General features: G+C 70.8%; 17 protein-coding genes. 9 read left to right on the forward strand and 8 right to left on the reverse strand.

What is annotated here, in order from left to right:
- The first annotated feature begins 4 nt into the window (after nucleotides 1–4).
- The 8 genes from hutU to hutI all read left to right on the forward strand — a co-directional run bounded on the left by hutU (nucleotide 5) and on the right by hutI (nucleotide 7,336).
- Nucleotides 5–1,645 (forward strand): urocanate hydratase, encoded by a 1,641-nt coding sequence (hutU, locus tag CLV43_RS13490; RefSeq protein ID WP_425445753.1) that lies wholly within the window; start codon nucleotides 5–7, stop codon nucleotides 1,643–1,645.
- Nucleotides 1,638–2,816 (forward strand): allantoate amidohydrolase, encoded by a 1,179-nt coding sequence (locus CLV43_RS13495; protein ID WP_106187424.1) that lies wholly within the window; start codon nucleotides 1,638–1,640, stop codon nucleotides 2,814–2,816. The genes hutU and CLV43_RS13495 overlap by 8 nt, the downstream gene beginning before the upstream one ends.
- Complete coding sequence (locus tag CLV43_RS13500; RefSeq protein WP_106187425.1) at nucleotides 2,813–4,045, forward strand: formimidoylglutamate deiminase; 1,233 nt, start codon at nucleotides 2,813–2,815, stop codon at nucleotides 4,043–4,045. Before CLV43_RS13495 ends, CLV43_RS13500 begins: the two co-directional genes overlap by 4 nt.
- Nucleotides 4,046–4,088: 43 nt before the next feature.
- On the forward strand, nucleotides 4,089–4,913 hold the full coding sequence (locus tag CLV43_RS13505) for a Scr1 family TA system antitoxin-like transcriptional regulator (protein ID WP_281262155.1): 825 nt from the start codon (nucleotides 4,089–4,091) through the stop codon (nucleotides 4,911–4,913).
- 12 nt (nucleotides 4,914–4,925) lie between these two features.
- Nucleotides 4,926–5,087, forward strand: a complete 162-nt coding sequence (locus CLV43_RS13510; RefSeq protein ID WP_106187427.1) for a DUF397 domain-containing protein — start codon at nucleotides 4,926–4,928, stop codon at nucleotides 5,085–5,087.
- A 93-nt stretch (nucleotides 5,088–5,180) separates the two neighbouring features.
- The gene (locus tag CLV43_RS13515; RefSeq protein ID WP_146174756.1) at nucleotides 5,181–5,777 is read left to right on the forward strand and encodes a DddA-like double-stranded DNA deaminase toxin; all 597 of its coding nucleotides are present in this window, start codon (nucleotides 5,181–5,183) and stop codon (nucleotides 5,775–5,777) included.
- Complete coding sequence (locus CLV43_RS13520) at nucleotides 5,765–6,181, forward strand: Imm1 family immunity protein (RefSeq protein WP_170155827.1); 417 nt, start codon at nucleotides 5,765–5,767, stop codon at nucleotides 6,179–6,181. The genes CLV43_RS13515 and CLV43_RS13520 overlap by 13 nt, the downstream gene beginning before the upstream one ends.
- 12 nt (nucleotides 6,182–6,193) lie before the next feature.
- Nucleotides 6,194–7,336, forward strand: a complete 1,143-nt coding sequence (gene hutI, locus CLV43_RS13525; protein ID WP_106187430.1) for an imidazolonepropionase — start codon at nucleotides 6,194–6,196, stop codon at nucleotides 7,334–7,336.
- Nucleotides 7,337–7,520: 184 nt separating this feature from the next.
- Here the strand turns inward: hutI and CLV43_RS13530 are convergent, their stop codons facing one another.
- From CLV43_RS13530 to CLV43_RS13540, 3 genes are read right to left on the reverse strand one after another with little or no spacing between them, the layout of a single operon-like run.
- On the reverse strand, nucleotides 7,521–8,753 hold the full coding sequence (locus tag CLV43_RS13530) for an MFS transporter (protein ID WP_245886387.1): 1,233 nt from the start codon (nucleotides 8,751–8,753) through the stop codon (nucleotides 7,521–7,523).
- The gene (locus CLV43_RS13535; protein ID WP_106187431.1) at nucleotides 8,750–9,973 is read right to left on the reverse strand and encodes a cytochrome P450; all 1,224 of its coding nucleotides are present in this window, start codon (nucleotides 9,971–9,973) and stop codon (nucleotides 8,750–8,752) included. The genes CLV43_RS13530 and CLV43_RS13535 overlap by 4 nt, the downstream gene beginning before the upstream one ends.
- A complete protein-coding gene (locus CLV43_RS13540) occupies nucleotides 9,970–10,989 on the reverse strand; it encodes a hypothetical protein (RefSeq protein WP_106187432.1) in 1,020 nt (339 codons plus the stop codon). The genes CLV43_RS13535 and CLV43_RS13540 overlap by 4 nt, the downstream gene beginning before the upstream one ends.
- A gap of 501 nt (nucleotides 10,990–11,490) precedes the next feature.
- Between CLV43_RS13540 and CLV43_RS13545 the strand changes: the two genes are divergently transcribed.
- Nucleotides 11,491–12,483, forward strand: a complete 993-nt coding sequence (locus CLV43_RS13545; RefSeq protein ID WP_106187598.1) for an aldo/keto reductase — start codon at nucleotides 11,491–11,493, stop codon at nucleotides 12,481–12,483.
- Nucleotides 12,484–12,518: 35 nt separating this feature from the next.
- Here CLV43_RS13545 and CLV43_RS47770 read toward each other — a convergent pair whose 3' ends face one another.
- The 5 genes from CLV43_RS47770 to CLV43_RS13565 form a co-directional block, all read right to left on the reverse strand.
- Nucleotides 12,519–12,695 carry a DUF6104 family protein gene (locus CLV43_RS47770; protein ID WP_170155828.1) on the reverse strand — a complete coding sequence of 59 codons (177 nt, stop codon included), beginning with the start codon at nucleotides 12,693–12,695 and terminating at the stop codon, nucleotides 12,519–12,521.
- Between the two features lie 70 nt (nucleotides 12,696–12,765).
- Nucleotides 12,766–16,470 carry a multifunctional oxoglutarate decarboxylase/oxoglutarate dehydrogenase thiamine pyrophosphate-binding subunit/dihydrolipoyllysine-residue succinyltransferase subunit gene (locus tag CLV43_RS13550; protein ID WP_106187433.1) on the reverse strand — a complete coding sequence of 1,235 codons (3,705 nt, stop codon included), beginning with the start codon at nucleotides 16,468–16,470 and terminating at the stop codon, nucleotides 12,766–12,768.
- Between the two features lie 438 nt (nucleotides 16,471–16,908).
- Entirely contained in the window at nucleotides 16,909–20,679 is a 3,771-nt protein-coding gene (locus CLV43_RS13555; RefSeq protein ID WP_170155829.1) for an ABC transporter ATP-binding protein, read from the reverse strand.
- Nucleotides 20,680–21,135: 456 nt separating this feature from the next.
- On the reverse strand, nucleotides 21,136–22,011 hold the full coding sequence (locus CLV43_RS13560) for an ABC-2 transporter permease (protein WP_106187434.1): 876 nt from the start codon (nucleotides 22,009–22,011) through the stop codon (nucleotides 21,136–21,138).
- On the reverse strand, nucleotides 22,011–23,183 hold the full coding sequence (locus tag CLV43_RS13565; RefSeq protein ID WP_106187435.1) for an ATP-binding cassette domain-containing protein: 1,173 nt from the start codon (nucleotides 23,181–23,183) through the stop codon (nucleotides 22,011–22,013). The genes CLV43_RS13560 and CLV43_RS13565 overlap by 1 nt, the downstream gene beginning before the upstream one ends.
- Nucleotides 23,184–23,189: the final 6 nt, after the last annotated feature.

A 23,189-nucleotide genomic window follows, 5' to 3' on the forward strand; every position in this document is an offset into this window, starting at 1 on the left:
CGAGATTCGGGCCAAGCGCGGCCCAGAACTGACTGCCAAGAGCTGGTCCACCGAGGCCGCCCTCCGGATGTTCCACAACAACCTCGACCCCGACGTCGCCGAGCGCCCCGAGGACCTGGTGGTCTACGGCGGCACCGGCAAGGCCGCCCGCGACTGGCCGAGCTTCCACGCCATCACCCGCGAGCTGGAGAACCTGGCCGACGACGAGACGCTGCTGGTCCAGTCCGGTCGCCCGGTCGGCGTCATGCGCACCCACGAGTGGGCGCCGCGGGTGCTGATCGCGAACTCCAACCTGGTGCCGGACTGGGCCAACTGGCCGGAGTTCCGCAGGCTGGAGGCCGCGGGCCTGACCATGTACGGCCAGATGACCGCCGGGTCGTGGATCTACATCGGCACCCAGGGCATCCTCCAGGGCACCTACGAGACGTTCGGCGCCGTGGCGGACAAGCGCTTCGGCGGCACCCTGCGCGGCACCCTCACGGTGACCGCGGGTCTCGGTGGGATGGGCGGCGCGCAGCCGTTGGCCGTCACGATGAACGAGGGCGTCGCGCTCTGCGTCGACGTCGACCCGCACCGCGTCCAGCGCAGGCTGGAGACCCGGTACCTGGACGAGGTCGCCGACGACCTCGACGACGCCGTCGCACGGGTGCTCGCCGCGAAGTCCGAGGGTCGCGCGCTGTCCGTCGGCGTCGTCGGCAACGCGGCCGAGGTGCTGCCGGAGCTGTTGCGCCGCGACGTGGACGTCGACATCGTCACCGACCAGACCTCCGCGCACGACCCGCTGGCGTACCTGCCCGCGGGGGTGGCGCTGGAGGACTGGCAGGACTACGCGGCCACCAAGCCGGAGGAGTTCACCGACCGGGCCCGCACGTCGATGGCCGCGCACGTCGGGGCCATGGTCGGGTTCCTCGACCGCGGCGCCGAGGTGTTCGACTACGGCAACTCCATCCGCGGCGAGGCCAAGACCGGCGGCTGCGAGCGGGCGTTCGACTTCCCCGGTTTCGTCCCCGCCTACATCCGCCCGCTGTTCTGCGAGGGCAAGGGCCCGTTCCGCTGGGCCGCGCTGTCCGGCGACCCGGCCGACATCGCCAAGACCGACAAGGCGATCCTGGAGCTGTTCCCGGACAACGAGAAGCTGGCCCGCTGGATCAAGATGGCCGGTGAGCGCGTGGAGTTCCAGGGCCTGCCCGCCCGGATCTGCTGGCTGGGCTACGGCGAACGCCACCTCGCCGGCCTGAAGTTCAACGAGATGGTCGCCAGTGGCGAGCTGTCGGCGCCGATCGTCATCGGCCGCGACCACCTCGACTGCGGCTCGGTGGCCTCGCCGTACCGGGAGACCGAGGCGATGGCCGACGGCTCCGACGCCATCGCGGACTGGCCGCTGCTCAACGCCATGGTCAACACCGCGTCCGGCGCCACCTGGGTGTCCATCCACCACGGCGGCGGTGTCGGCATCGGCCGGTCGATCCACGCGGGCCAGGTCACCGTCGCGGACGGGACGGCGTTGGCGGCGAGGAAGATCGAGCGCGTGCTGACCAACGACCCCGGCATGGGTGTGCTCCGGCACGTCGACGCCGGGTACGACCGGGCCGCCGAGGTCGCCGACGAGCGGGGCGTGCGCATCCCCATGTCCGCCGGTGAGTGACCTGCTCGCCGACATCGCAGATGTCGGCCGGGACGCCAAGCGTGGCGGCTACTCCCGCCACGGGTTCGCGCCCGCGGAACTGGAGCTGCGCCAGTGGTTCACCGCCGAGGCGGGCAAGCGCGGACTCGACGTGCGGGCCGACCGCAACGGCAACCTCTGGGCGTGGTGGGGCAAGCCGGGGCGGAACGCGGTCGTGACGGGGAGCCACCTGGACTCCGTGCCGGGTGGTGGCGCCTTCGACGGGCCGCTGGGCGTCGTGTCGGCGTTGCAGGCCGTGGACGTGCTGCGGGCCAAGGGGTTCGTCCCCACCCGGCCGTTCGCGGTCGTCGTGTTCGTGGAGGAGGAAGGCGGCCGGTTCGGCGTGGCCTGCCTGGGCTCCCGGCTGATGACCGGCGCCATCTCCCCGCAGGCGGCGGCGAAGCTGACCGACCCGGACGGCGTGACGTTCGGCGAGGCCGCCCACAAGGCGGGCTTCGACCCGTTGCGGATGGGCCGCGACGAGCGGGCCCTGTCGATGATCGGCGACTTCGTCGAGCTGCACGTGGAACAGGGCCGCGGGCTCGACGTCCCCGTCGGTGTCGCGTCCTCGATCCTGGCGCACGGCCGGTGGCGGTTCAGCTTCACCGGCGAGGGCAACCACGCCGGCGCGACGCTGATCGAGGACCGCCGCGACCCGATGCTCCCGGCGTCGCGGATGGTCCTCGCCGCCCGCCGCGCCGCGACCGGGGGCGCACGGGCCACGGTCGGCCGGTTGATCCCCAATCCCGGTGGCACCAACGTGATCGCCTCGTCGGTCGACGTCTGGCTGGACGCGCGCGCCGCCGAGGACGAGCGGACCCGCGAGGTCGTCGCCGAGATCACGGCGGCTGCTTCGCGGGCCGCGGAGGACGAAGGCTGCTCGCTCAAGGTCACCGAGGAGTCGTACGGCGACACCGTGCACTTCGACCCGGACCTGCGCGACTCCCTCGCCGCCGTGCTGGGGGGCGTTCCCGCGCTCCCCACGGGTGCGGGTCACGACGCAGGCATCCTCGCGGCCCACACCAGGACCGCGATGCTGTTCGTCCGCAACCCCACCGGTGTCAGCCACGCGCCGGAGGAGTTCGCCTCGTCCGACGACTGCGCGGCCGGTGTCGTGGCGCTGGCGACGACCGTGGAGCACCTGGCGACGTGACGAGCTACTGGTGCGAGCAGGCCTGGCTGCCGGAGGGCGTCGTCCCCGGTGTGCTGATCGACGTCGCGGACGGCCTCGTGGTCCACCTGTCCACAGCGGACGGTCCGGGTGACGCCGTCCGACTGCCCGGTGTGGTGCTGCCGGGGTTCGCCAACGCCCACTCGCACGCGTTCCACCGGGCGCTGCGCGGTCGGACGCACGACGACGGCGGCACGTTCTGGACGTGGCGCGAGGCCATGTACGCGGTCGCGGCCGAGCTGACGCCCGAGAGCTACCTGGAGCTGGCCACGTCGGTGTACCGCGAGATGGCGGTCACCGGCGTGACGGCCGTGGGGGAGTTCCACTACCTGCACGACCGGTCCAACGAGATGGGCGAGGCCCTTCGCCAGGCCGCGGCGAACGCGGGCATCCGGCTGACGCTCCTGGACACCTGCTACCTGGCCGGTGGTATCGACATCCCGGTGCAGGGCGTCCAGCGCAGGTTCAGCGACGGCACCGCCGAGGCCTGGGCCGCCAGGGTCGAGGAGCTGCGCCCCGACCCGATGACCAGGATCGGCGCCGCCATCCACTCCGTCCGCGCCGTGCCCCGCGCCCAGCTCGCCGAGGTCGCCGCCGCCTTCCCCGACAACCCCCTGCACGTCCACCTCTCCGAGCAGCCCGCCGAGAACGAGGCCTGCCTCAACGCCTACGGCCTGACGCCCACCGAGCTGCTGCACGAGGCGGGCGCGTTGACCGCGCGCACCACCGCCGTGCACGCCACGCACCTGTCCACAAAGGACATCAAGCTGCTCGGCGCCGCCCGCACCGGCGCGTGCTTCTGCCCCACCACGGAAGCCGACCTGGCCGACGGCATCGGCCCGGCCCGCGACCTGGCCGACGCCGGAAGCCCTCTCTCGCTGGGCAGCGACCAGCACGCCGTCATCGACCCGCTGCTGGAGTCGCGCGCGCTGGAGCACGGCGAACGCCTCCGCACCGGCAAACGCGGCCGCTTCTCCCCGCGGGAACTCCTGGCTGCGCTGACGAACCACACCTCCATCGGCTGGCCGGAAGCGGGGAGGATCGGCGTCGGTGCCCCCGCGGACTTCGTCGCCATCAGGCTGGACTCCGTGCGCACAGCCGGTTCGAGGCCCGAACAGGTGGTCTTGACGGCCACGGCCTCGGACGTGGCAACGGTTGTCGTGGCGGGCAAGGTCATCGCCCAAGATGGTGTTCATTTCTCGAACGGGTGATGGGATTCCCGCCTCCGGAATTCCCGAAGGTCATCATGACCCCATGCAACGGCCACCGTTTCGCCGCCGGAAGTTGGGACGCCGCCTCCGCCAGATGCGGGAGCAGGCAGGGATGACCATCGAGGAGGCAGCGCTCGCCCTCGACAAGAAGCGCACCTCGATGTACCGGATCGAGGCGGGCGAGTCGCGGGTCGACGTGCACCTGGCCCGCTCGATGATGGACATCTACGACGTCTACCTGCCCAAACTCCTGGATGAGGTGCGCGATGCGCTGGAACCGGGCTGGTGGGCCAAGTACGGGTTGGCCGGGCTCGGATACGCCGACCTGGAGAGCGAGGCTGCCGCAGTGCGGGAGGTGACCCTTTCCTATGTGCCGGGGCTGCTCCAGACTCCGGCTTACATGCAGGTGGTGTTCGAGGCCGACCAATTGCGGCGGACCAAGTCCGAACTCGCCAAGCAGATGGAGATCCGCCAGATCCGCCAGGGCCGCCTGACCGATGAGGAGCGCCCACTGCACCTGACCGGGCTGATCGATGAATCGGCCCTGCTCAGGCTTGCGCCGTCCTCGGCTCTCATGGCCGAGCAGTTGGAGCACTTGGTCATCATGTCCGAGTTGCCTTCGGTCAGCCTTCGGGTGCTGCCTGCCGACCTCGGCATCCATGGAGGCCTGACCGGAGCCTTCACCCTGCTTGAGTTCACCGACCCCGAAGATCCGGACATGCTGTACATCGAATACCCGACCGGCTCGGCGCATTTCGAGGAGAAGGCCGATGTCCAGCGGGCTAGGGTGCTGTTTGAACACTTGTGCACCAAGGCGATGAGCCATGACGAGTCGGTGGCGCTGGTCGAACGGATGCTTACCGGGTGAGAGGGGTTTGCGGTGGAGTGGCGCAAGAGCAGCTACAGCGGTGGTGGCAATGAAGGCAACTGCGTCGAGGTCGCCTTCACCGGACCGGCGGTCGCCGTCCGCGACTCCAAGAACACCGGGGTGCGGCTGGCGATTCCGGCCGACCGGTGGAGGGCGTTCGTGGCCGCGCTGTAAGCGGCCGTGCTGGGGGAGGTGGTAGCGCGAATCCAGGCGGCGTTGGCCAAGTCAGCCGCCGCTATCGCAGCATTGGGTCGTGCGGCGGACCACTTGGACGACGCCCACGCCGGGATCGCGGCGACGCCGGCCGGTTCGGGCGACTCCGAAGGGGCGGAACTCGTTGCCGCTTTCGAGGGGATCCGACCAAGGGGCACCGACCTCCAGGCGTTGCTGGGCAACGCCGACGACACGGCGCGTCGCTACCTCGACGGTGTCATCGCCGATGCGGTGCCGGTGGACCGGTTGCGTGCGGACCTGCCACCGGATGTCCCCGCGATGAGGCGCGGGGCAGGCACCTCGCGCCCGAAGACCCACGGTCGCTGGGTGGGGCCGAGCGGGCGGTCGGAAGTGATCGTGAGCGGCAAGGACGAGCTGTACGACCAAGCCGTCGAGGTGTTCCGGGGAATGAAGTCGCGGCACATTCTCCAGCGGGTATCGGACGTCGAGATGAAGCTCGCGGCGCACATGCGCAAGAACGGGATCCGCTCCGCGACCGTGGTCATCAACAACCAGCCGTGCGGGGGTCCCATGGGGTGCGACGAGCTGGTGCCGGTCGTTCTGCCACCGGGCTATCGTCTTGTCGTGCACGGGACCAACGGGTTCTTTCGGGTGTACGAGGGAGGCGGGAAGTCGTCTTGGGTTCCCTGAACGCTTACTACGCCCGCGACCACGCTGCCGAGCCCGTCACGCTGTCGACCAGCGCTGACGTGGCGGCCTTCGTGGAGCGGCTGCGTGCGCGGTCATTGGAGACCGGGCCGCTCCTGGCGCAGGTGTACCTGACCGACGACGTGCACGCGCAGGAGCTGTCGGCCGGTGTCGACGGTGATCGCGGAGTGCTGCGCTACGCGGGCCGTGAGTGGTTCGAGGGCGTTTACAGCCTCGGTGACGAAGCCGGTTCAGATGAGGCGCTCGTCTACTACTACATGGACAACGACACGGAGTTCCCGCCCAACTCGCAGGTGTCCGTCGACGTCGTCCGGCGCGCTGTCGAGGAGTACCTGCGCACGAACGGTGAAAGGCCCACCGGTGTTCGTTGGCAAGCCGACCGCTGATCTGGAGACGTTGTGACGAGCACCCTGATCACCGGTATCGGTGAGCTGACCACGAACGACCCCGAGGTGTCCGGTACGGCGCTGGTGGTGGAGGGCGACCGCGTCGTGTGGGTCGGGGACGGGGAGCCGGCGGCGGACAGCCGTGTCGACGTGCAGGGGCGGGCGGTGTTGCCGGGGTGGGTGGACAGCCACACGCACCTGGTGTTCGCGGGTGACCGGACGGCCGAGTTCGGTGCGCGGATGGCGGGGAAGCCGTACACGGCGGGTGGGATCGCGGTGACGGTCGGGGCGACCCGTGCGGCGAGCGACGACGAGCTGGCCGCGAACCTGAAGCGGCACATCGCGGAGGCGCTCAGCCAGGGGACGACCTGCGTCGAGACCAAGACCGGGTACGGGCTCAACGTCGCCGATGAGGTGCGGTCGGCGAAGCTGGCGGCAGAGCACGTCGACGAGGTGACGTTCCTGGGGGCGCACCTGGTGCCCGCCGGGAGCGATCCCGACGAGTACGTGGACCTGGTGTGCGGCGAGATGCTGGACGCCGTCGCCCCGCACGTGCGGTGGGCGGACGTGTTCTGCGAGAAGGGCGCGTTCGACGAGGACCAGTCGCGGGCGGTCCTGCGGGCGGCCGCGGCGAAGGGGCTCGGGCTGCGGGTGCACGGCAACCAGCTCGGCGAGGGCCCCGGTGTCCGGTTGGCCGTGGAGCTGGGAGCGGCGAGCGTCGACCACTGCACGTACCTGTCCGCTGACGACATCGACGCGCTGGCGGGCTCCGACACCGTCGCCACGCTGCTGCCCGCGTGCGACCTGTCGACCCGCCAACCACTCCCGGACGTCCGCCGCCTGCTCGACGCGGGCGCGACCGTCGCGCTGGCGAGCAACTGCAACCCCGGCTCGTCCTACACGTCCTCGATGGCGTTCTGCGTGGCCATCGCCGTCCTCCAGATGCGGATGAGCGTGGAGGAGGCCGTGCGGGCCGCGACCCTGGGTGGTGCGCGGGCACTGCGCCGGGACGACGTCGGCGTGCTGCGGCCCGGCGCACGTGCTGACCTGCACGTGCTGGACGCGCCGTCGACCACTCACCTCGCCTACCGGCCCGGTGTCCCGCTCACGCACGCGGTGTGGCGAGCAGGGGTCGAGGTGCACCCGAGCACGTAGGGTTCGTCCTCGTGGCGGAGGACTTCGGGAACGCGCTCACGCGTGCGATCGAGCCAGCTGCTGGAGGAGATCCTCGCGGTCGACGACCTGCTGGGCAGTTCCGGTGTCGATGACGTAGGTGGTCGCGTTCGACGCCGTGTTGTCGTATTCGAACCCAATACTGTCAATTCTGTGGAAACCCCGTTCAAGGGGTGGGTACGTCTTCGAGCGTCCGCAACGGCGACAGCAGCAGCCACAGCACCGCGAGCGAGAGGCCGGTGCTGCCGACCCACAGGCCGGTGCGGGCGTCCGCGGCCTCCGCGACCAGCCCCGCCAGGACGCCGCCGAGCGGCATCGTGCCCCACACGACGACCCGGTTGGAGGCGTTCATCCGGCCCAGCAGCCGGTCGGGGCACACCGCCTGGCGGAAGGTCACCTGCGCGATGTTGTAGACGGTGGACCCGAAGCCGACGACGAACCAGCCCACCACGAACAGGCCGATCCGCCAGTCGGGCCGGGTCATCGGCAGCAGCAGCGCGAACGGCTGGGTCAGCAGCAGCGACAGCCACGACGACCGCGCCCGCCCGACCGCGGACACCACCGCCCGACCCGTGACGGCGCCCAGGAAACCGCCGACGCCGGAGGCCGCCAGCACCAGGCCCGTCGCGCCCGTGGACAGGCTGAGCTCCCGGTTCAGGAAGAGGACGTTGAGGGTGACCAGGAAGGTGAGGAACAGGTTGGCGGTGGCCGTGCAGCAGGCGATGGCGCGCAACGTCGGCACGCCGAAGACGAGCCGCAGTCCCTCGCCGATCTCGCCGAGCAGGTGGCGGGTCCCCGGCTGTTGCGGCGTCGGCTCGACGGAGGTGATCCGGTTGAGCTGCGACGCCGACACGACGAACCCGATGCTGGTGGCCAGCATGGTGTTCGCCGCCCCCAGCACGGCGACCGCCCAGCCGCCGAGCGCGGGACCGGCGGTCGTGGCGACGGACTGGCTCGTCTGGAGCTTCGCGTTGCCCTCCAACAACTGGTCCCGGCCGACCAGCACGGGCAGGTAGGCCAGGTGCGCCACGTCGAAGAACACCGTCGCCACGCCCACGGCCAGCGTGACCACGAGCAGCTGCGCCAGGGTGAGCACGCCCGCCCAGCCCGCGACCGCGATCGTGGCCAGCAGCGCCGCCCGGCACAGGTCCATCGAGATCATCAGCCCGCGCTTGCGCATCCGGTCCACCCACGCGCCCGCGGGCAGCCCGATCAGCAGCAGGCCGACCGTCTGGGCGGCGTTGAGCAGACCGACCTCGAACGGGCTCGCGGCCAGCACGCCGACCGCCAGCAGCGGTGCGGCGACCCCGCCGATCCTCGTGCCGAACTGGCTGACGGCGTTGCCCGCCCACAACATCCGGAAGTCGGAGTGCTCCTTGAGCGACCCCGTGGTGGTCACCACGTGACGGGGAGCGCCCGCGGCCCGCGGACGGTCAGGCCGAGCTTCCAGGGCACCTCGTCGAGCGGGACGGCCAGTCGCAGACCAGGGATCCTGCTCACGACCGCGGCCAGCGCGACCCGCAGCTCGACCCTGGCGAGCACCGCGCCGAGGCACAGGTGGGCGCCGTGGCCGAACGCCAGGTGGCCCGTCGCCCTGCGGTCGAAGTCGATGCGGTCGGGGTCGGCGAAGGCGTTCGGGTCGTGGTTGGCCGACGGCAGCGACGCGAAGACGGCCTCACCCCGGCGGATCAGCACCCCGGCGATCTCCACGTCCTCGGTGGCGACGCGGGGAGCGCTCACGCCGAGCCCGGACATGGCGTAGCGCAGCATCTCCTCGACTGCGTTGGGCACCAGCTCGGGCTGGGCCCGGAGCCTCGCCATCAGGGACGGGTCCTCGGTCAGCAGCACGGTGAAGTTGGCGATGGCGTTGGCGACGTTCTCGTAGCCCGCGCCGAGCAGCGTGCCGCACAGCGTGACCAGCTCCAGCTCGCTGAGCCGGTCGTCCACGTCCCGCGCGTGCACGAGCTCGCTGAGCAGGTCGTCGCCGGGGTCGGCGCGGCGTTCGGCGATCACGTCGGCGAGGTAGTCCGACAGCTCGTCGACCGCGTCCTGGACCTGGTCCCTGGTGTAGGCCGTGGAGGACAGCAGCCTGCTCGCCAGCCCGGTGAAGTGGTCCCGGTTCCCCTGCGGCACACCGAGGAGCTCCCAGATCACGGTGATCGGCAACGGCAGTGCGAACGCCTCCAGCAGCTCGGCGGGCGGCCCGGTCTCCAGCATCGCGGTCAGCAGGTCGTCGGTGAGCCGGTCGATCCGGGGGCGCAGCCGTTCGATCCGGCGGACGGAGAACGCGGGGGCGACGAGCCTGCGGAGCCTGGCGTGCCCGGCACCGTCCATCATGGACAGCGCCGACCCGCCCGCGGGTTCGACGGTCAGCCGTGGGACCGCGGGACCCGCCGCGGCCGCCCGGCTGAACCGGCGGTCGGTGAGCAGCGCCCGGTTGTCGGCGTATCTGGTGAGCAGCCAGGCGTCCCCGCCGTGGGGGAGCCGGATCCGGGACACCGGCTCGTTCTCGCGCAGCTCGGCGAAGACGGGGTCGATCGCGAGTCCGACGGGGGCCGAGAAGGGGAACGTCCTCGGTCCGGTGACGGCCGTCGTCGCGACCTCCAGGGGCTCGGTCATCCCGCGCGCACCAGCCGGACCCGGTCGACGGCTGCCCGGTGCAGGTCCTCCGGGATGTCCGGGTCGTCCACCAGCAGGCAGGTGCCGATCGGGGTCGTCATCAGGTGCGTGCCCTCGAACCCGTGCAGCTCCAGCGAGTCCGACGCGACGTCGTCGAGCGGGAAGCCGAAGCGCAGCCGGGGGATCCCGGTGGGCTCCTTGCGCCGCCGCTTCTCCTGCGCCGCCACGGGGACGAGGGCGGACGCCACGTCGTCCCACACGTCCGGGAGGTCGACCCACCGGGTGGTCCTGCGGTGCAGCGCCAGCAGCTCCGGCGCGAGGTTCAGCGCGCGGGCGGTGTCCGCGACCAGGTCGGGCAGGTCCTCCCTCGCGGCCAGCGCCTCGGCGAGGACCACCAGGTCCAGCATGTCCTTGCGCCGGAACTTGCGCTGGAACCGCTCCTCGGCGACCGCGAACAGCGAGCGGACGTCGTCGTCGGCCGGGAGCCCCGCGCGCACCGGGACGTCGGACATGTTGCCGCAGAAGGCGCACGTGGCGATGTCCGCGCCCATCGGCTTGTCCAGCTCGGGTTCCTCGGCGGGCCACTTCACCGCCACCACCACGTGCAGCTCGCCGCCGGTCTCCAGGACGTTGACGCCCTGCGGCACGGCGTCGAACCGCTCCCGCAGGTCCAGCACGCAGGCCCAGAGCGACTCCTGGTCCGGGGCGACCACGTCGGTGTCGCCCGAGTTGCGCAGCAGGCCCGCGGGCATCCGCCGCGCGATGCGGGCCCCCTTGATCACCTCGACGCCGTGCGCCGCGGCCAGCGCCTCCCCGGTCGCGTGCAGCGCGTCCACCCGGCGCCGGACCCGGTCGAGGTACCCGGCCGCCCGATCGGTGACGGGCTCACCCCTGGCGACCACCGAGGACAGCCACGTCGGCAGGATCCCGGCCCGGTTGGCCATGTCCGCGACCCGCCAGCGCGGATAGCCGGGCGGAACCCCGAGAAGGCTTTCCACCACGGTGAGTTCGGCCATTCGGCTGCTCCTCGGGGCTGTGCGGGTTAATCGGTGGTGGGTGAACCAGTTCGGCATCGTTCCCCTTTCCCCGATCGCTGTCAACGTCGCCCATTTGATTTCTTTATCGTTGTTGACGCTCGCCCGAAGTCGAGTCTACGATTCCGCTTCGCCCTCTCGGAGAGGGTTTATTCGTAGCGGAACCGGAGGGTAATCATGCGCCATCTCGCGACTGCCGAATTTCGGGTGAAGAAGGCCGGCACGAAGTAAGTGCTGGTCAGGCGGTTGACCTGGATGACCGGTCGTCCCGGTCAGCCGCCATCAGCGGCCAATTGCCGCTGGCGTGATTCACCCGGATGTGCCAATTGCCTACTTCGGTGAGCCCGATCGCGGTGTTCGACCGCGGCATTCCTTTGTGGAGCGAATACCGCGGGTGGCCGGTCGAATTCGAGAACTGCCACGCGCAGCGTGCTGGAGCAGCTCCACGTGGCACGGCCGCGTTTCACGGTGCAGGCTTGGGGCATGGAGTACACGCAACTCGGTCGTTCCGGTCTCTCCGTGTCCCGCCTGTGCCTCGGCACGATGAACTTCGGTCCGGAGACGACCGAACCCGACAGCTACACGATCATGGACCGCGCCCACGAGCACGGCATCAACTTCTTCGACACCGCCAACGTCTACGGCTGGAAGGCGGGGGAGGGCGTCACCGAGCAGATCATCGGCCGCTGGTTCGCCACCGGCGGCGGCCGCCGCGAGAAGACCGTGATCGCCACCAAGCTCTACGGCAGCATGGGCGACTGGCCGAACGACAACCTGCTGTCCGCGCTCAACATCCGGCGCGCCGCCGACGAGTCGTTGCGCCGCCTCAAGACCGACTACATCGACCTCTACCAGATGCACCACGTCGACCGCGCGACCCCGTGGGACGAGATCTGGGAGGCGTTCTCCGTCCTGCGCCAGCAGGGCAAGGTGCTCTACTTCGGCTCCTCCAACTTCGCGGGCTGGCACCTCGCCCAAGCCCAGGAAGCCGCGCGCGCCAGGCACTTCCTCGGACTGGTCAGCGAGCAGTCCATCTACAACCTGCTCAACCGCTGGGTCGAGCTGGAGGTCCTGCCCGCCGCCCAGCACTACGGCATCGGCGTCATCCCGTGGTCCCCGCTCGGCGGCGGCCTGCTCGGCGGTGTGCTGCGCAAGCAGCGCGAGGGCGGCGGCTCCCGCGGCAACTCCGACCGAGCCAAGGGGAACCTCGCCAAGCACCAGGACGCCATCGAGGCCTACGAGAAGCTCTGCGCCGACCTCGGCGAGGACCCGGCCAACGTCGGCCTCGCGTGGCTGCTGCACCAGGACGGCGTGACCGCCCCGATCATCGGGCCGCGCACCGCGGAGCAGCTGGACGGCTCACTGCGGGCCGCCGAGCTGAAGCTCGACGACGAGGTCCTGACCAAGCTCGACGAGCTGTTCCCGGCACCGGGCCCGAACGGCTCCAAGCCCGCCCCGGAGGCCTACGCCTGGTAAGTGGGAACGGGGCCCCGGACTTCCGGGGCCCCGCCTCACTCCTCGTCCTCGTCGTCACGCGCCAGGAACGTCGCCAGGCGTTCGATCGGGGTCTCGAAGTCGGGGTTCAGGTCGACGAACGCGCGCAGGCGGTCGGCCAGCCAGGCGAAGCTGACCTCCTCGTCGCCCCGGCGGGTTTCCAGTTCCTCGATGCCGCGGTCGGTGAAGTACATCGGAGTCCTCCGTGAACGGCCGAGCCGCCGGAACCCACGTGCTCGGTTCCGGCGGCTCGGGGCGTGAAACCTAGTCGAACGCCTTCTTGATGATCTCGCGCTGCTCGACCTCGTGCACCTTGCTCGACCCCGCCGACGGCGCGGCCATCGGACGGCGGCTGACCCTGGTGGCGCGGAAGCGCTCGGGCAGCAGGTCAGGCAGTGCCAGGCCGTAGAACGGCCACGCACCCTGGTTGGCGGGCTCCTCCTGGGTCCAGCGGACCTCGGTGGCGTTGGGGTACTGCTCCAGCGCCTCGGTGAGCTTGCGCGCGGGCACCGGGTACAGCTGCTCGACCCGGACGACGGCGGTGTCCTTGACCTCGCGCTTCTCCTGCTCGGCCGCGAGCTCGTAGTAGATCTTGCCGCTGCACAGCACGACCTTGGTGACCTTCGACGGGTCCGGCTTCGTCGGGTCGGGGATGACCGACTGGAAGCGCTCCTCGGTGAAGTCCTCGACCGGGCTGGTCGCGGCCTTCAGGCGCAGCATCGACTTGGGCGTGAACACCACCAGCGGCCGGTTCACGCCGTCGAGGGCGTGGCGGCGCAGCAGGTGGAAGTAGTTCGCGGGCGTCGACGGCACGGCGATCGTCATCGACCCCTCCGCGCACAGCTGGAGGAACCGCTCGATGCGACCCGACGTGTGGTCGGGGCCCTGGCCCTCGTGGCCGTGCGGCAGCAGCAGCACGACGTCGGAACGCTGCCCCCACTTGGCCTCGCCGGACGAGATGAACTCGTCGATGACCGGCTGGGCGCCGTTCACGAAGTCGCCGAACTGCGCCTCCCACAGCACCAGCGCGTCGCTGTTGGCGACCGAGTAGCCGTACTCGAAGCCGAGCGCGGCGAACTCCGACAGCACCGAGTCGTAGACCATGAACTTGCCCTGGTCGTCGGACAGGTTCTGCAGCGGCGTGTACTCCGCGCCGGTCTTGCGGTCGACCAGCACCGCGTGGCGCTGCACGAACGTGCCGCGCCGCGAGTCCTGACCGGCCAGGCGGACCAGACGGCCCTCCAGGGTCAGCGAGCCGAACGCCAGCAGCTCCGCGAACGCCCAGTCGATGCCGCCCTCGCGGGCCATCTTCGACCGGCGCTCCAGGACCGGCTTGACGCGCGCGTGCGGCGTGAAGCCCTCCGGGAGGTTGACGTGCGCGTCGGCGATCTTCTCCAGCACCTCGATGCTCACCCCGGTGGGGAGCTTCGCGGGCACCTGCTGCTCGGACTCGACCGACGGGCTGGCCTTGGCCGGGTGCTTCTCCAGCTCGCGGACCTCGTTGAAGACGTGCTCCAGCTGGCTGGAGAAGTCCTGCAACGCCTTCTCGGCCTCCTCGACGGAGATGTCGCCGCGGCCGATCAGCGACTCGGTGTAGGTCTTGCGCACCGAGCGCTTGGTGTCGATCACGTCGTACATGGCGGGCTGCGTCATCGAGGGGTCGTCGCCCTCGTTGTGGCCGCGGCGCCGGTAGCAGACCATGTCGATCACGACGTCCTTGTTGAACGCCTGCCGGTAGTCCACCGCCAGCTTCGCGACCCAGTAGCACGCCTCCGGGTCGTCGCCGTTCACGTGGAACACCGGGGCGCCGATCATCTTCGCCACGTCGGTCGAGTACTTCGACGACCGCGAGTTCTCCGGCGCCGTGGTGAAGCCGACCTGGTTGTTCACGACCACGTGCACCGTGCCGCCGGTGCGGTAACCGCGCACCAGCGCCAGGTTCAGCGTCTCGGCGACCACGCCCTGACCCGCGAACGCGGCGTCGCCGTGCATCGCGACCGGCAGCACGGAGAACCCGTCGCCGCCCTTGTCGAGGATGTCCTGCTTCGCCCGCACAATGCCTTCGAGCACCGGGTCGACCGCTTCGAGGTGCGACGGGTTCGCCGTCAGCGACACCTTCGTCTCGCCGTCGCCGAACATCCGGAAGTACTTGCCCTCGGCACCGAGGTGGTACTTCACGTCACCGGAGCCGTGCGCCTGGCCGGGGTCGAGGTTGCCCTCGAACTCGCGGAAGATCTGCGAGATCGGCTTGCCCACGATGTTCGCCAGCACGTTCAGGCGGCCGCGGTGCGGCATGCCGATGACGACCTCGTCCAGCTCGTGCTCGGCTGCCTTGTCCAGCACCGCGTCCAGCAGCGGGATGACCGTCTCGCCGCCCTCCAGCGAGAACCGCTTCTGGCCGACGTACTTGGTCTGCAGGAACGTCTCGAACGCCTCGGCCGCGTTCAGCTTCGACAGGATGTACTTCTGCACGGTGGCCGGCGGCTTCTCGTGCGGGACCTCGACGCGCTCCTGGATCCAGTTGCGCTCCTCCGGCTCCAGGATGTGCATGTACTCCACGCCGACGGTGCGGCAGTAGGAGTTGCGCAGCACGCCCAGGATGTCGCGGAGCTTCATCCGCTCCTTGCCCGCGAACCCGCCGACCGGGAACTCCCGCTCCAGGTCCCACAGCGTCAGGCCGTGCGACAGGACGTCGAGGTCCTTGTGGCTGCGCTGGCGGTAGTTCAGCGGGTCCGTGTCCGCCATCAGGTGGCCGCGGGTGCGGAACGCGTCGATCAGCTCGATCACGCGGGCGGTCTTGTCGACCGAGCCCTCGGGGATGTCGGCGACCCAGCGGATCGGCTCGTAGGGCAGCCGCAGCGACGTGAACACGTCGTCGTAGAAGCCGTCCTCGCCCAGCAGCAGCTGGTGGATCCGGCGCAGGAACTCGCCCGACTCGGCGCCCTGGATGATCCGGTGGTCGTAGGTGGAGGTCAGCGTGATGACCTTGCTGACGCCCATGTCCGTCAGGGCCTGCTCGCTGCTGCCCTGGAAGTGCGCCGGGTACTCCATCGCGCCGACGCCGACGATCGTGCCCTGGCCCGCGGTGAGGCGGGGGACCGAGTGGTTCGTGCCGATCGTGCCGGGGTTGGTCAGCGAGATGGTCGTGCCCGAGAAGTCCTCCGACCCGAGGCCGCCGGTGCGGGCCTTGCGGATCAGGTCCTCGTAGGCCTGCCAGAACTGCGTGAACGTCATGTCCTCGCAGCCCTTGATGGAGGCCACCACGAGGGTGCGCGCGCCGTCCTTGCCGGGCAGGTCGATCGCCAGGCCGAAGTTGACGTGCTCGGGGGTCACCACGAACGGCTTGCCGTCGACCGACGCGTAGTGCCGGTTCATGTTCGGGTACGCCTGCAGCGCCCGCACGACCGCGTAGCCGATCAGGTGCGTGAAGGAGACCTTCCCGCCCCGCGTCCGCTTCAGGTGGTTGTTGATCACGATGCGGTTGTCGGCCAGCAGCTTCGCGGGCACGGCGCGCACGCTCGTCGCGGTCGGAACGGTGAGCGAGAGCTCCATGTTCTTCGCGATGGCGGCCGAGGCACCCCGGAGCTGCTTCTGCTCCTCGCCCTCGGCGGGCTTCACCGGCGCCGCCTTCGCGGCCTGCTGCGGCGCGGGCTTGCTCGCGCTCGGCGGCGTCGCCTTGGCAGCGGCGGGCGCGGGCGCCTTGGCGGCGGGTGCGGCCTGCTGGGGAGCGGGCTTCGTGGCCGTCGCAGCCTGACCGTTGGTGGTGTCGGCCGCACGGGTGGTGGTCGAGCCGGCCGCGGGGGCCGCGACGCTCCCGTTGCCGGATGCCCGCTGCGTCGGCTTGTAGTCGGCGAAGAAATCGTGCCACGCCGGGTCTACGGACGACGGGTCGGCGAGGAACTGCTCGTACATCTCCTCGACCAGCCACTCATTGGGGCCGAACTGTGACGCAGGACTACTGCTGGACACGGCTGCCGCTCGCCTCTATCCATCTCGCTCTTGGTGTCGACATAACTCCCTGCCAGGTTAGTCCCCCGCGTATGCCACTTCATACGGAGGATGCGCCTGCCAACGAGTGCTCCATCACAGGATCGGTCACGACCCCGCTCGTGTTGCACCCACTTGAGCATTGCTTGATGTGATCTCGCCGTCGACCTGGACCAACCCCGTTCCGGAGCCCCTCCTCGCGGCTCGACGAGGGCGCCGGAGGTTCCAGGATGTGAACCTCCGACTCCCACTTGGCGGACCGCCGCCGGGGTGACGGCAGCCCTTCCCGTAGCCCGGTGTCACCGGGCATTCCCCTCCGGGTGTACCCCGAAAGGGGGGCGGTTCACGCCCGCACCGCGAACGTGACCACGGGTCCATGCTGACTGCTCCCGCCCTCCCGCGGGGGACGGATCCCGATTCTCAGGCCGCCTCCTCGGCGGGCAGGCCGAAGCGCCACAACCTGGCATACGTGCCGCCCGCCTCCAGGAGTTCACCGTGCGTGCCCTGTTCCACGATCCGACCGCCCGCCAGCACCACGATCCGGTCGGCTCGCGCCGCCGTCGCGAGCCGGTGCGCGACGACGAACGTGGTCCGCCTGCCCGCCAGGTGGTCGCTCGCGGCCAGCACCGCCGTCTCCGTCGCCGGGTCGAGCGCCGCCGTGGCCTCGTCGAGGAGCAGCAGGTCGGGGGCCACCAGCTCGGCCCGCGCCAGCGCCACCAGCTGGCGCTGCCCGGACGACAGGCCCTGGCCGCGCTCGCCCACCTGCTGGTGGAACGCCGACGGCAGCGCCGCCACGACCGGCAGCGCCCCCACCGCGCGGACCGCCCGCTCCACCTCGGCGTCGGTGGCGTCCGGCCGCCCGTACCGGACGTTGTCCGCGACGTCGCCGCCGAACAGGTGCGCCTCCTGCGGCACGACGCCCAACCGCTGCCGGAACTCCGGCAGGTCGTAGGACCGCACGTCCACCCCGTCCACCAGCACCGTGCCCTCGGTGGCGTCGTAGAACCGGGCGACCAGCTTGACCAGCGTCGACTTGCCCGCACCGGTCGCACCCACCAGCGCGACCGTCTCACCCGCCGCCACGTGCAGGGACACCCGGTCCAACGCGGGCTCGTCGGTGCCCTGGTAGCGGAACGTCACGTCCCGCAGCTCCACCTCGCCGCGCAGCGCCACCACGTGCACCGGCTCCTCGGCGGGCGGCACCGTGCTCCGGGTCGCCAGCAGCTCACCGATCCGCTTCAGCCCCACCCTGGCCTGCTGGTACCCGTCGAACACCCCGGACAGCTGCATCACCGGCGCGAAGAACAACCCCAGGTACAGCAGGAACGCCAGCAGCACACCCGGCGTCAGCGTGCCCGCCGCCACCCGGTACGCGCCGACCGCCAGCACGGCCGCCTGCGCGACCCCCGACAGCATCGACACGAACGGGAAGTACGTCGCGATGTACCTCTGCGCCCGCAGCCTGGACACCCGGTAGGCGTCGCTGCGCTCGGCGAACGCCTTCGCCGACCGGCCCTCGCGGGTGTAGGCCTGCGACACCCGCAGCCCGGACACGTTCTCCTGGAGGTCGGCGTTGACCACGCTGACCCGTTCGCGCGCCTCTGTGTACGCCCGCGACGACAGGCGCTGGAACAGCACGGTCGCGACCAGCAGCACCGGCAGCACGGTCAGCGCCACCAGCGCCAGCGCCGGGTCGGTCAGCACCAGCGCGACGGCGATGCCGCCCACCGTCAGCACGCTGATCACCGCCGTGGTCAGCCCCGTCTGCAGGAACGTGGACAGCGCGTCCACGTCCGTCGTCATCCGGGTCATGATCCGACCGGCCATCTCGCGCTCGTAGTAGTCCAGGCCGAGCCGTTGCAGGTGGGCGTAGCTGCGCACGCGCAGCACGTAGAGCAGCCGCTCGCCGACCCGCGAGGTCAGCACGGTGTTCCACGCGGTGCTGAACCAGTTGAGCCCGACCAGCAGCAACCCGACCCCGGCGGCCGCCCACAGCGCGGTGGTCGACCGGCCCAGCACCCCGTGGTCGATGCCGTACCGGACCAGCGTCGGCAGCCCGATCGCCAGCCCCGCGTCCACCACGATCAGCAGCCCCACCAGCGCCATCGCCCACCGGGCGGGCCGCAGCAGACCGCGCAACCGGAAACCGGGGTCGGGCGCGGTCGGGTCCTCACCGGACAGCCTGGGCACCTCCGACGCGGGCGGCAACGCCTTGACCTGCGCCAACAGCTCCGGTGTCGCGGGAAGACCACCGGCCAGCGCCGACGTCGAGGCACCCCGCCCGGACACCGTCACCGGCTTCACGGTCCGGTTCTCCGACGCCAGCCGCGACACGTCCTCCGGGTCGAACGACGGCCACAGCGCGGGCGTCGTCCCGTCCGGGCCCGGCTCCAGCACCGCGTCCGCACGGGTGTCGACCTGCTCGATCGCGTCGGTCGGCCCGGCCAGCAGCTCCCGGAACAGCGCGCACCGCCCGTCCAGCTCCTCGCGCGTCCCCACGTCCACGACCCGGCCGCGGTCGAGCACCGCGATCCGGTCCGCCAACGCCAGCGACGACCGGCGGTGCGCGATCAGCAACGTCGTCCGCCGCGCCGTGACGGCCGCGAGCGTGCGGTGGATCGCGGACTCGGTCGCCGTGTCCACCGCGGAGGTCGCGTCGTCCATGACCAGCACCCGCGGGTCGGTCAGCAGAGCGCGCGCCAACGCCACCCGCTGCCGTTGGCCACCGGACAGCGTGAGCCCGCGCTCGCCGACGACCGTGTCGTAGCCCGCGGGCAGGGCGAGGATGAACTCGTGCGCCTCGGCGGCCTTCGCCGCGGCGACGACCTGCTCGTCGGTGGCGTCCGGGCGGCCGTAGGCGATGTTGGCGCGCAGGGTGTCGGAGAAGAGGAACGCCTCCTCGAACACGACGCCGACGGTGCCGCGCAACGACGACAGCCGCAGGTCGCGCACGTCCACACCGCCGACGGCGATCGAGCCGGCGTGGACGTCGTAGAAGCGGGGGAGCAGCAGCGACACCGTGGACTTGCCGGAGCCCGCCGTGCCGACCAGCGCCAGCGTCTCGCCCGGCCGGACGTCCACGGTGACGTCGGACAGGACCGGTTCGCTGCGGGTGTAGCCGAAGGTCACACCGGACAGGGAGATGCCGACAGGCCCGTCCGGGACGTCCTGGGCACCTTCCTTGTCGACCACGTCCGGCTGCGAGTCGATCAGCTCGTAGACCCGCTCGACACCCGCGCGGGCCAGCTGGGCGTTGACCACCAGACCGGACAGGAGCCGGGTCGGGCCGACGAGGTTGGCCACGTAGGTCGCGAACGCCAGGAACGTGCCGAGGCTGACCTGCCCGTGCAACGCCATCCAGCCGCCCAGCGCGAGCACCGCCACCTGGCCCACCGCGGGCAGCGCCGTCAGGGTCGCCGTGGGCTGGGCGGTCAGCCGGGCCGCCCGCATCCGCTCGGCGAACAGCGACCGGGCCTGCCCCTCCAGCTTGGCGACCTCCCGCACCTCCTGGCCGAAGCCCTTGACCACCCGCACCCCGGTGACCGTCTCCTCGACGTGCTGCGCGAGGTCGGCCGCCCGCTGCTGGGCGGACCAGGTGGCCGGGAACAGGACCAGCCTGCTGCGCGTCGCGATCCACGCCACCGCCGGGACGACGACCAGCGCGATCACGGTGAGCAGCGGCGACAGCCACAGCATCGCGACGATCGCGGCGGCGGTGAACACCACCGTCCCCACGGCCAACGGGACCATCGACAGCAGGCCCTGCACCAGCTGGAGGTCGGTGATCGAACGCGAGACGACCTGACCGGTGCGCAACACGTCCTGCTTGGCGCCGTCGAGACGCTGGACAGCGCCGAAGACGCCCTGGCGGAGGTCGTGCTGGACGTCCAGCGCCAGGCGACCGCCGAGGTAGCGGCGGAGGAACGCGGTCGCGAAGGTGAGCAGCTCCATGCCCACGAGGACCGCGACCAGCAGGGCTAGGCGTTCGGTGCGGCCGATCACGGCGTCGTCGACGGCGAGCTTGACGAGCAGGGGACCGGCGGCCTGGAGACCGACGCCGAGCACGGCCGCCACGACGGAGAGGAGCACCAGGGAGGGGTGCTGCCAGCAGGCGCGGGTGAGCTTGCGGATCCAGCCGGGGGTGTCTGGTGTGTCGGGGGTGCTGGATGTGTCGGGGTCGGAGGTAGTCACGGGGTTCAGGTTAGGGCGGTGCGGGGGAGGGGGTCGGGTTGTTTGCCCTCCCGCTGTGGGAGGCTCTCGGCCCTCTCACTCCGCGAGTTCGGCTCTTGGTCCTCCTACCCCTGGGGAAGCCCTGCCCTGCCCTCCCACCGTGCGAAGCCCGGCCCCCGGCCGTTTCACCCCCTGGGGAAGCCCAGCCCCCGGCGCGCGATTGTCTCAATGCCCGATCTTCGTTGTCAAGACGATAGAGCTGTCTTGACAACGAAGATCGGGCAGGAGGGCGCTGTGGATCGGGGGCAGAGGGGAAGTCTGGCTTCGCCAGCATCGAGCTCCGCTCGACTCAAGCATCGGACTCCGTCCGACACTGCATCCTCGCTGCGCGTCGGACAAGGCCCCAGGCGCTTCGCGCCGGATGCGCGCTGGCGGGCTTCGCCCGTCGTGGTGGGGTGGGTGGTGGGTATCGGCTTCTTAGGTGATGTCCTTGCGTTGGGTTGCGGCCCAGCCGCCCAGGAAGAAGACGGCGGTCCACACGAGGAAGATGAGGCCGCTGAGCCACCAGTCGAAGGCGCCGAGGGCGCCCGCGATGCCGCGGATGACCTCGACGAGTTCGTCGGGGACCACGCCGGCGGTGGAGAGGAAGATGGTGGCGGCGACGGAGCCGGTGAGGCCGTTGACGGAGCCGTTCGGCAGGAAGCCGATGACGGGGACGAGGTCCTGGGCGGCGAGGACCAGTTGGATGCCGTTCTCGAGGATGAGCATGTAGAGCAGCAGCACGATGGTGGTGCCGATCGGGCTGGTCATCAGGGCGCCGACGCCGACGCCGAGCATGGTCATGAGGATCGAGGAGAGGACGCCGACGGCGGCCATGGCGATCCAGCCGGCGGGGTCCGGGAGGGCGGCGGAGTCGGAGGTGAAGGCGATGCCGATGCTGACGGCGGCGACGATGGCGATGCCGTAGATGGCGCCCCAGGCGATGTAGACGATGAGCTTCGCCGACAGCGCGCCGACCCGGTTGGGGGCGGTGAGGAACGTGGTGGTGATGGTGCGCCGGTTGATCTCGTTGGAGATCGCGAGACCGCCGAAGATCATCGGGAAGACGGTGGCGATGTTGATGCTGCGGGCCATCCCGAACACCGACACCTGCCACTGCGACGAGTCGATGCCGAGCAGCTGGGTCAGCTCCTCGGCGTCGGCGCCGTTGACGACGTCCATGACGCTCTTGCCGATGGCACCGGTGCCCAGCGCCCAACCGAGCGCCAGCAGGACCGTGGGGATCATCAGACCCCACCACAGCCCGGTGGTGGTGGTCTTGCGGAACTCCGCCTTGACGAGGTTCATCAACATCAGACGCCGCCCCCGTATCCACCCTGGCCCGGCTGCTGGTAGCCCGGAGGAGGTGTTTGCTGCTGTTGCTGTTGGTAGTCCTGCGGTGGGTACTGCGCGGGCGGGTAGCCCTGCGGCGGGTACTGCTGCGCCGGGAACTGCTGGGACGGGAACTGCTGGGACGGGAACTGCTGGGACGGGGTCGGCGGGGCGTAGTAGCCGCTCTGGTTCGGCGGGCCCGCGTACGGGTTCGGGGCGCCGTAGGGGTTCGGGTTCGGGCCCGCGCCGGTGTACTGGCCGTTGGTCAGCTGGAAGAACAGCTGCTCCAGGTCGACCCGCTCCTCCTGGATGCCGTAGATCGACACCCCGGCCTTCAACGCGCTGTCCGCGACCTGCTTGGCGTCGATGCCGCTGATCGCGAGCCTGCCGTCCGGCACCTGCTCGATCCCGGTCACACCGTCCGCCTGCAACGCCGTGACCAGCGCGGACGCGTCCGACGGCTGGACCAGGACGCGGCTGCGCTGCGACCCGCGGAGCTGGTCGAGGCTGCCGTAGTACATGGTCTGGCCGCGGCTGACGATCACCACCTGGTCCACGGTCTGCTCGACCTCGGCCAGCAGGTGGCTGGAGATCAGCACCGTGCGGCCCTGGCGGGCGTAGCTCTGCAGGAACGTCCGCAGCCACGCGATGCCCTCGGGGTCGAGGCCGTTCGCGGGCTCGTCGAGCACCAGCACCTGCGGGTCGCCGAGCAGCGCGGTCGCGAGCGCGAGCCGCTGCTTCATGCCCAGCGAGAACGCGCCCGCCTTGCGGTGTGCGGCCTGGCCGAGGCCGACCAGCTCCAGCACGTGGTCGGCGGCCTGGTCGGGCACGCCGATCGCCGCCGCGTACACCCGCAGGTGGTTGCGGGCGGAGCGCTTGGGGTGGAACCCCTGCGCCTCCAGCACCGCGCCGACCACCCGACCGGGGTTGCCCAGGTTCCCGAACGGCTGCCCGTTGATCAGCCCGATGCCCGCCGTCGGCGTGACCAGGCCGAGCAGCATGCGCAGGGTCGTCGTCTTCCCCGCGCCGTTCGGACCCAGGAAGCCGGTGACCGAACCCGGTTCCACCGTGAAGCTCAGGTTCTGCACCGCGGTGACCGGACCGAACTGCTTGGTCAGGTTCTGCACCACGATGCGCCCACTGCCGTCGTGCACGCGTTC

Origin of the sequence: Umezawaea tangerina (assembly GCF_003002815.1) — a bacterium.
GTDB lineage: Bacteria > Actinomycetota > Actinomycetes > Mycobacteriales > Pseudonocardiaceae > Umezawaea > Umezawaea tangerina.

Bases quoted from the DNA above. Each gene is read 5' to 3' on its own strand.
- CLV43_RS13505 (WP_281262155.1), top strand. From the start codon at position 4,089: ATGCAACGGCCACCGTTTCGCCGCCGGAAGTTGGGACGCCGCCTCCGC.
- CLV43_RS13535 (WP_106187431.1), bottom strand. From the start codon at position 9,973: ATGACCGAGCCCCTGGAGGTCGCGACGACGGCCGTCACCGGACCGAGG.
- CLV43_RS13540 (WP_106187432.1), bottom strand. From the start codon at position 10,989: ATGGCCGAACTCACCGTGGTGGAAAGCCTTCTCGGGGTTCCGCCCGGC.
- CLV43_RS13545 (WP_106187598.1), top strand. From the start codon at position 11,491: ATGGAGTACACGCAACTCGGTCGTTCCGGTCTCTCCGTGTCCCGCCTG.
- CLV43_RS47770 (WP_170155828.1), bottom strand. From the start codon at position 12,695: ATGTACTTCACCGACCGCGGCATCGAGGAACTGGAAACCCGCCGGGGC.
- CLV43_RS13560 (WP_106187434.1), bottom strand. From the start codon at position 22,011: ATGTTGATGAACCTCGTCAAGGCGGAGTTCCGCAAGACCACCACCACC.